6 protein-coding genes are annotated in these 9,102 nt (G+C 52.8%); 4 read left to right on the forward strand and 2 right to left on the reverse strand.

Features of this window, described 5'->3' with window-relative positions; genetic code table 11:
- Positions 1 to 54 precede the first annotated feature (54 nt).
- A complete protein-coding gene (torS, locus tag A1SC_RS19530) occupies positions 55 to 2,799 on the reverse strand; it encodes a TMAO reductase system sensor histidine kinase/response regulator TorS (protein WP_001054762.1) in 2,745 nt (914 codons plus the stop codon).
- Between the two features lie 82 nt (positions 2,800 to 2,881).
- Here torS and torT point away from each other — a divergent pair, with 82 nt between their 5' ends.
- Positions 2,882 to 3,910, forward strand: coding sequence for a TMAO reductase system periplasmic protein TorT (gene torT, locus A1SC_RS19525; protein WP_001516147.1), 1,029 nt, complete (start codon positions 2,882 to 2,884; stop codon positions 3,908 to 3,910).
- On the opposite strand, the gene torR is transcribed toward torT, so the two are convergent.
- Positions 3,883 to 4,575 carry a two-component system response regulator TorR gene (torR, locus tag A1SC_RS19520; RefSeq protein ID WP_001120100.1) on the reverse strand — a complete coding sequence of 231 codons (693 nt, stop codon included), beginning with the start codon at positions 4,573 to 4,575 and terminating at the stop codon, positions 3,883 to 3,885. The genes torT and torR overlap by 28 nt on opposite strands.
- A gap of 128 nt (positions 4,576 to 4,703) precedes the next feature.
- On the opposite strand from torR, the gene torC reads away from it, so the two are divergent.
- The 3 genes from torC to torD are packed head-to-tail and all read left to right on the forward strand — an operon-like array spanning position 4,704 to position 9,018.
- Positions 4,704 to 5,876, forward strand: a complete 1,173-nt coding sequence (gene torC, locus A1SC_RS19515; RefSeq protein ID WP_016261892.1) for a pentaheme c-type cytochrome TorC — start codon at positions 4,704 to 4,706, stop codon at positions 5,874 to 5,876.
- Positions 5,876 to 8,422, forward strand: coding sequence for a trimethylamine-N-oxide reductase TorA (torA, locus tag A1SC_RS19510; protein WP_016261893.1), 2,547 nt, complete (start codon positions 5,876 to 5,878; stop codon positions 8,420 to 8,422). Before torC ends, torA begins: the two co-directional genes overlap by 1 nt.
- The gene (gene torD, locus A1SC_RS19505; protein WP_000624781.1) at positions 8,419 to 9,018 is read left to right on the forward strand and encodes a molecular chaperone TorD; all 600 of its coding nucleotides are present in this window, start codon (positions 8,419 to 8,421) and stop codon (positions 9,016 to 9,018) included. Before torA ends, torD begins: the two co-directional genes overlap by 4 nt.
- Positions 9,019 to 9,102: the final 84 nt, after the last annotated feature.

A 9,102-nucleotide genomic window follows, 5' to 3' on the forward strand; every position in this document is an offset into this window, starting at 1 on the left:
AAGTTGCATGCTAAATGCTACTATTCTAAGTCTTCTTATCTGGCTGATATTGATTCAAATCGCGTTCAGGTCTTTCTTATTCAACCACTCTTCCAGAGCCGCGATACTGCGTGTAATTTCTTCGCGCGGCAGGAGAGCGGCTAATGGTTCCCGCTCAAGTTGCCCGCACAACTGGCTGGCACTGCGCATTCCCAGACTGGCGCAACTACTTTTTAGCTGGTGCGCAGCGCGTTTGATTTTCTCGCTGTCGTGTCTGGCGCGAGCAGTGTCTATTTCATCAAGAAGCGGCAGGGTATGTTGTTTAAATAATGTCAGCCATTCGTGGATCTTATCCGCTCCCATTAACTGTGCATCTTCATTGAGTTGCGATACATCCAGCGGCTGATCGTTATTTTTTTGCTGGTGGAGATAGTGCGCCAGTAACTGACCGAGCACTTCACGCGGCACCGGTTTAGGGATAATTCCGCGAAATAGCGAACTGGTACGCTGGCGCAACGTTTCGTCGATGACATGGGCGCTAAAGCCAATCAAAACCAGCGACGGATATTGCAGCGAAAGTTGCCTGGCAAGTGTAATGCCGTCGATATCCGGCAGATCAAAATCCACCAGCGCGGCAGCAAACGATTCACTATTTTGCAGCGTCTCTAAAGCCTGCGTGGCATTTCCAACGGCAGTGACCTGAGCACCACTGGCGTTCAGTATCTCGATGGTAATACGCTGCGTTAGCGGGTTATCTTCAATTAACAGCAAGCGTAAACCATCCAGATGCACCGCCTGATTGACTATTTTAGGTGCTGGCGCGGTGGCAACGCGTAACGGTAACCGTAAGCAAAAACAGCTTCCAACCCCCGGCGTGCTTGTGGCGATCAGTTCGCCGCCCATCGCCTGGGCCAGGCTGGTACTGATCGTCAACCCCAGTCCACTGCCGCCGCGTTTACCACTCACCTGAACAAATGGCTGGAAGATATCAGCTAGTTTCGCGGGATCAATACCACAGCCGCTGTCTTCCACTTCGACCAGCCATTGTTCGCCATCAGTGCGGCTACGCAGGACAATCTGCCCCTCGTCAGTGAAACGCAGGGCATTACTCAACAAATTGGTAATAACCTGGCGAATACGTCGCGGATCACCCATTAACGCGGTCGGTACATCGTCGGCAATTTCCGTTGCCAGTCGAATCGGACGACCTTTCACCCGCCCGCTCATTAATTGCAGGGTACTTTCCAGCAGCGGGCGCGGTTCATACGGTTCATCGCTGACCGAGACATTCTTGCCACCTGCTTCGATAGCCGAATAATCGAGAATATCGTTAAGGATGGTCAGCAATGATTCGCCAGAATCGGTAATTGCCCGCAAATCATCACGCTGGGCGTTAAGCGCCGGGTTATCCGCCAGCAGTTGAGCGGTGCCGAGAATGCCGTACAGCGGGGTGCGGATCTCATGGCTCATTGCCGCCAGAAACGCCGATTTTGCCTGACTGGCTTTTTCTGCTTCCGCCCGTGCCAGCCGGTGTTCTACTACCAGTTCCTGCAATTCGGCAGTGCGCGCTTTGACCTGCGCTGCCAGTTGTTCGCGGTGGCGATTAAGCGCATGAACACTACTGCGAAAAGCATCCATCAGCCGCCCGATGGTATCCAGCTCCCGCACGCCAGCGGTTTCCGGGAAAGGGGAGTCGATATCGCCGTCCAGCAGGCGTTGCAGTGCCTGCGTTTGTTCGGCAAGTGGGCGCGTGACTGAACGATAAACCACGCGCCAGAGGATCAGAATCAAAGAGCAAAGGGAAACGACGCCCAGGAGTAGCAGGCTGTATTGCCCTCGTTCACTGGCTTTTTCCAGATGAGTGAGTCCACTTTGGTTGCGTTGCTCAATAGTGTCAACCAGTTGGCTGACTTCGCTACTAAACTGTGCGAACTGGGCGATGTTATTTTGGGCGAGAGTTTGCAGACGATTGCTGATTTCATTGTCCTGCTGATAAAGCGCCAGTAAATCGCTATAACGATGAATGATTTCTAAGGATTGTGCCACCCGTGTGCGCACACCCGGATCTTCAATGCGTATTTGCCGACGTTGTAGAATTTTCACTGCATTATTGAGTTGATTTTCCAACGTTGGCGCATCTTTCTGGATCTGCTCCAGCCTCAGAGTCATCACCATTTGCTGCACCCGCAGGGCGCTGAGACGCAGTTCATTCATTTGGTTAACGTACTCAAGATCGATATCAATCAGCCGATCGAGCGCACTTTCGGCAGCCTGGTGTTGATGACGTTCGATCAAATCATAAATCCCGGCTTGAGTGGCTCCGGCAGAGGTCGCAGCGTTATTCGCCTGACCTTGCGCCATACGTGCGATCGCATCAGCGGCAGCGACAATTTGCTGACTGAGTTGTTGCTGTTGCTGGCGCAGTTGCAAACGCTGCCCCACCAGTTCGCCTTGCTGACGTAACGAACGGGAGATCTCCTGCTCCTGTTGTTCAATCGCAGAGGTGTCGAAACCTTGTTCCCGTAACGCTTGCAACAACGCGTTAATCTTCAGGCTTTGCGCGGTGAGCATTCGCCCCTGTGCCTGCCACATCTTTTCGTTATCGGCACTGGTCAGGTTCTGCGCGGCGAAAAGTTCCCAGGCGCTGGCTTCGCTCAACTGACGCGCCATATTCATGGTAGGAATCAATGCCTGAGTATTGGCTTTTTCTACCTGGCTGACAAAACGCAGGTTGTACCATCCCACCAGAGTACTGGTCAGGGTTAGCAACGCCATCAGGGCAAAGCCCATCCAGAGTCTTCGGGTCAGGGTTAAATTCACAGTTGGTGCACTTTAGGTGAAAAAGGTTGAGTCGCAAAGTGGAATGCATCTAGCATAAAGCCTTATTATTGATGAGGCTATCATGCGCATACTGCTTTTGTTACTTCTTCCCTTTTTCGTGTTACCCGTTTTTGCGGGCGATAACCTGTTGCGCTGGCATGATGCGCAACATTTTACGGAGCAGCCTGTTACATCACTTAAAGTCAAACGCTCATGGAAATTGTGTGCGCTCTATCCCAGTCTGAAGGATTCATACTGGTTATCGTTGAACTATGGTATGCAGAAAGCAGCCCGCCGCTATGGTGTGGATTTAAAAGTGCTGGAGGCCGGTGGCTACGGTCAGTTGGCTACTCAGCAGGCGCAAATTGAGCAGTGTAAACAATGGGGCGCAGAAGCGATTTTGCTCGGTAGCAGCACGACGTCATTTCCCGAATTGCAAAAGCAGGTAGAAAGTCTGCCAGTGATCGAGCTGGTGAATGCCATTGACGACTCACAGGTAACAAGCCGCGTTGGCGTGCCCTGGTTTCAGATGGGCTATCAGCCGGGGCGGTATCTGGTGCAATGGAGCAACGGAAAACCTCTCAATGTATTGTTGATGCCCGGCCCGGACAACGCCGGGGGTAGTAAGGAGATGGTAGCGGGGTTCCGCGCAGCCATTGCCGGAAGCCCGGTGCGTATTGTTGATATTGCGCTCGGAGATAACGATATTGAAATCCAGCGTAACCTGTTGCAGGAGATGCTGGAGCGTCATCCAGAAATCGACGTTGTTGCCGGAACGGCCATTGCCGCAGAGGCGGCGATGGGCGAAGGGCGCAACCTGAAAACGCCGCTCACCGTAGTGTCATTTTATCTTTCACACCAGGTTTATCGTGGCCTGAAGCGGGGAAGAGTGATTATGGCTGCCAGCGATCAAATGGTCTGGCAGGGGGAACTGGCTGTTGAGCAGGCTATCAGACAATTACAGGGACAATCGGTGTCTGATAATATCAGCCCACCGATTTTAATCCTGACGCCGAAAAATGCCGACCGTAAACATATTCGCCGCTCGCTGTCGCCAGGAGGATTTCGTCCGGTCTATTTTTATCAGCACACATCAGCGGCTAGGAAATAGCCCTCGCCATGTTGAGTCACCAGTAAATCCGCGCTGAGTTTATGGCGTAAACGACGAATTAACACATCGACGGTACGCAGGTCGGGGTTTTCCACCCGACGGGCAGAGAGCATACGCAGCAGACGTTCGCGACTGAGAATTTTGCCGGGATTGGTCACAAACGCCACCAACATTTCATACTCTGCGCGGGTCAGTTTAATCGGCTCGCCATCCAGCTCCAGCGTATGGCGCGACACATTTAGGCAATAACCAGCAAAGCAATAACAGTTGTCCTGAGTAAGTGGTTGCACCTGCCGCGCGAGGTCGATGCGCCAGAGCAGATTTTTCACCCGCACCACCAGTTCGCGCAATTCCAGCGGCTTGGTTACGTAATCGTCCGCGCCCATCTCCAGCCCGACAATGCGGTCAATCTGATCGCTGCGTCCGGTAACCAGAATAATGCCTACCGTCGAACGTTCCCGCAACGCGCGGGTTAACATCAGGCCATTTTCATCAGGTAAATTAATATCCAACAGAATTAAATCGACCGGCTGATTCTGCATAATTTCCCGCAGCCCGGCACCGCTCGCCGTAACGGAAACGGTATACCCCTCTTGGGTAAAGTAGGTTTGTAAGCGTGCCTGGGTAATCGGCTCATCTTCAACAATAACAATATGATGTGGCATCAGGGGGATTACTCATTCTGTTCATATCTGTTCATATTTTGCCGTAAGCCGTTCATCCTGACCAGTGCCGCTGTTCATATTTGCTCATTAAGATCACTTCACTAAACCTTAATTTTACAGGGGCTATTATGCGGAAACTCTGGAATGCGCTACGCCGACCCAGTGCTCGTTGGTCGGTGCTGGCGCTGGTCGCTATTGGGATTGTGATTGGCATCGCGCTGATTGTGTTGCCTCACGTTGGGATTAAAGTCACCAGCACAACCGAATTTTGTGTCAGTTGCCACAGTATGCAACCGGTGTATGAAGAATATAAACACTCGGTGCATTTCCAGAACGCCTCTGGCGTGCGTGCCGAATGCCATGACTGCCATATTCCGCCGGATATTCCGGGCATGGTGAAGCGTAAACTGGAAGCGAGCAACGACATTTACCAAACCTTTATTGCCCACTCCATTGATACACCTGAGAAATTCGAAGCCAAACGAGCGGAACTTGCCGAGCGTGAATGGGCGCGAATGAAAGAAAACAACTCGGCAACCTGCCGTTCCTGTCATAACTACGATGCGATGGATCATGCGAAGCAGCATCCGGAAGCGGCGCGTCAGATGAAGGTGGCAGCGAAAGATAACCAATCCTGCATCGACTGTCATAAAGGTATTGCCCACCAGTTGCCGGATATGAGTAGCGGTTTCCGTAAGCAGTTCGACGAGCTGCGCGCCAGTGCTGATGACAGTGGTGACACGCTGTACTCCATTGATATCAAGTCGATTTATGCGGCGAAAGGCGATAAAGAGGCGTCTGGTTCTCTGCTGCCTGCCTCAGAAGTGAAAGTCCTTAAACGTGACGGCGACTGGCTGCAAATTGAAATTACCGGCTGGACGGAAAGTGCCGGACGTCAGCGTGTACTCACCCAGTTCCCAGGCAAACGCATCTTTGTTGCCTCGATTCGTGGTGATGTTCAGCAGCAGGTGAAAACGCTGGAGAAAACCACCGTGACCGATACCAATACCGAGTGGAGCAAGTTGCAGGCCACTGCGTGGATGAAGAAAGGCGACATGGTGAACAACATCAAACCAATCTGGGCTTATGCGGATTCGCTGTACAACGGCACCTGTAATCAGTGCCACGGCGCACCGGAAATCTCCCACTTTGACGCTAACGGTTGGATTGGCACGCTCAACGGCATGATTGGCTTTACCAGCCTCGATAAACGTGAAGAACGCACCTTGCTGAAATATCTGCAAATGAATGCGTCCGACACTGCAGGCAAGGTTCACGGCGATAAGAAGGAAGAAAAATAATGAAGAATAACGATCTCTTTCAGGCATCACGTCGGCGTTTTCTGGCGCAACTCGGCGGCTTAACTATCGCCGGGATGCTGGGGCCGTCACTGTTAACGCCGCGCCGTGTGAATGCGGCGCAAGCGGCTACTGAGGCGGTCACCTCGAAAGAGGGCATTCTGACCGGGTCGCACTGGGGGGCTATCCGCGCGACGGTGAAGGATGGTCGCTTTGTGGCGGCAAAACCGTTCGAACTGGATAAATATCCGTCGAAAATGATCGCCGGATTGCCGGATCACGTACACAACGCGGCGCGTATTCGTTACCCGATGGTACGCGTGGACTGGCTACGTAAGCGCCATCTGAGCGACACATCCCATCGTGGCGATAACCGCTTCGTGCGCGTGAGCTGGGATGAAGCCCTCGACATGTTCTATGAAGAGCTGGAACGTGTGCAGAAAACGCACGGTCCGAGCGCCCTGTTGACTGCCAGCGGTTGGCAATCGACGGGGATGTTCCACAATGCTTCCGGTATGTTGGCGAAAGCCATTGCACTGCATGGCAATAGTGTCGGTACAGGTGGTGACTATTCTACCGGTGCTGCGCAGGTGATCCTGCCGCGTGTGGTTGGTTCGATGGAAGTGTATGAACAGCAAACCTCCTGGCCGCTGGTATTGCAGAACAGCAAAACCATTGTGCTGTGGGGCTCCGATTTGCTGAAAAACCAGCAGGCGAACTGGTGGTGCCCGGATCATGACGTTTATGAATATTACGAGCAGCTAAAAGCGAAAGTTGCTGCTGGTGAAATTGAAGTCATCAGCATCGATCCGATCGTGACGTCAACTCACGAGTATTTGGGGCGTGAGCATGTGAAGCACATTGCGATTAACCCGCAAACTGATGTGCCGCTGCAATTGGCGCTGGCGTATACGCTGTACAGCGAAAATCTGTACGACAAAAACTTCCTCACCAACTACTGCGTGGGCTTTGAGCAGTTCCTACCGTATCTGCTGGGCGAGAAAGACGGTCAGCCGAAAGATGCCGTATGGGCTGAAAAACTGACTGGTATTGATGCCGAAACAATTCGTGCGCTGGCACGGCAGATGGCGGCGAACAGAACACAGATCATTGCTGGCTGGTGTGTACAGCGTATGCAGCACGGTGAACAGTGGGCGTGGATGGTTGTGGTTCTGGCAGCGATGCTGGGACAAATTGGCCTGCCGGGCGGTGGCTTTGGTTTTGGCTGGCACTATAACGGCGCAGGTACGCCGGGGCGTAAAGGCGTTATTCTGAGCGGTTTCTCCGGTTCAACGTCGATTCCGCCTGTTCACGACAACAGCGACTACAAAGGTTATAGCAGCACCATTCCGATTGCCCGTTTTGTCGATGCGATCCTCGAACCAGGGAAAGTGATCAACTGGAACGGTAAATCGGTAAAACTGCCGCCGCTGAAAATGTGTATTTTTGCCGGAACTAATCCATTCCATCGTCATCAGCAGATCAACCGTATTATCGAAGGCTGGCGTAAGCTGGAAACGGTTATCGCCATAGATAACCAGTGGACCTCAACCTGCCGTTTTGCCGATATCGTGCTACCTGCGACCACGCAGTTTGAGCGTAACGATCTCGACCAGTACGGCAACCACTCCAACCGTGGAATTATCGCTATGAAACAGGTGGTGCCGCCACAGTTTGAGGCGCGCAACGACTTTGATATTTTCCGCGAGCTGTGCCGTCGCTTTAATCGTGAAGAAGCCTTTACTGAAGGGCTGGATGAAATGGGCTGGCTGAAACGCATCTGGCAGGAAGGTGTACAACAGGGCAAAGGACGCGGCGTTCATCTACCAGCGTTTGATGACTTCTGGAATAACAAAGAGTACGTCGAGTTTGACCACCCGCAGATGTTTGTTCGCCACCAGGCATTCCGTGAAGATCCGGACCTCGAACCGCTGGGGACGCCGAGCGGCCTGATTGAGATCTATTCGAAAACCATCGCTGACATGAACTATGACGATTGTCAGGGGCATCCGATGTGGTTTGAGAAAATCGAACGCTCCCACGGTGGGCCAGGCTCGCAGAAATATCCGTTGCATTTGCAATCTGTGCATCCGGATTTTCGACTTCACTCGCAGTTATGTGAGTCGGAAACTCTGCGTCAGCAGTATACGGTGGTGGGTAAAGAGCCTGTCTTTATTAGCCCGCAGGATGCCAGTGCGCGCGGCATTCGTCACGGTGATGTGGTACGCGTCTTTAACGATCGCGGTCAGGTGTTAGCAGGGGCAGTCGTTTCTGACCGTTATGCACCCGGTGTGACGCGAATTCACGAAGGGGCATGGTACGATCCGGATAAAGACGGCGAGCCAGGGGCGCTGTGCAAATACGGTAACCCCAATGTGTTGACCATTGACATCGGCACCTCACAGTTGGCGCAGGCGACCAGTGCGCATACCACACTGGTGGAAATCGAAAAATACACAAGCACAGTGGATCAGGTGACGGCGTTTAGCGGCCCCATCGAAATGGTGGCGCAGTGCGAATATGTTCCGGCGTCGCAGGTGAAATCATGATTTCCTTGACGGCACAACAGACTGCCTGCGTCTACGCCTGGCTGGCGCAGTTGTTTTCCCGTGAACTGGACGATGAACAACTGACGCAAATCGCCAGTGCGGAGATGGCTGAATGGTTTTCTTTGCTGAAAAGCGAACCGCCGCTGGCTGCGGCGGTGGACGAGCTGGAGAAAAGCATTGCTGCCCTGGTGGTACGTAACGACGCCCGTCTGGAACTGGCCGCTGATTTTTGCGGCCTGTTTCTGATGACCGACAAGCAAGCGGCGCTGCCGTATGCATCGGCCTACAAACAGGACGAGCAAGAGATTAAACACTTGTTGGTTGAGGCGGGCATGGAAACCAGTAGCAACTTCAACGAACCGGCAGATCATCTGGCGATTTATCTTGAGTTGTTGAGCTATCTGCATTTTTCACTGGGGGAAGGGAAAGTTACCACACAAAAAATCAACAGCTTACGGCAAAAAACGCTGGCGGCGCTGCGATCATGGCTACCGGAATTTGTAACGCGTTGCCGTCAGTATGACAGCTTTGGTTTTTACGCGACACTAAGCCAGTTATTGCTGGTGCTGGTGGAGTGCGACAACCAAAACAGATAATGCCGTTTGTAGGCCTGGTAAGACGCGTTAAGCGTCGCATCAGGCATTATGGCACAGCCGCCGGATGCGGCGTGAACGCCTTAT

This window comes from Escherichia sp. KTE52 (assembly GCF_000408325.1).
Lineage (GTDB): Bacteria > Pseudomonadota > Gammaproteobacteria > Enterobacterales > Enterobacteriaceae > Escherichia > Escherichia marmotae.

Coding starts and splice junctions, on each gene's coding strand:
- torT (WP_001516147.1), top strand. CDS start 2,882: ATGCGCATACTGCTTTTGTTACTTCTTCCCTTTTTCGTGTTACCCGTT.
- torR (WP_001120100.1), bottom strand. CDS start 4,575: ATGCCACATCATATTGTTATTGTTGAAGATGAGCCGATTACCCAGGCA.
- torC (WP_016261892.1), top strand. CDS start 4,704: ATGCGGAAACTCTGGAATGCGCTACGCCGACCCAGTGCTCGTTGGTCG.
- torA (WP_016261893.1), top strand. CDS start 5,876: ATGAAGAATAACGATCTCTTTCAGGCATCACGTCGGCGTTTTCTGGCG.
- torD (WP_000624781.1), top strand. CDS start 8,419: ATGATTTCCTTGACGGCACAACAGACTGCCTGCGTCTACGCCTGGCTG.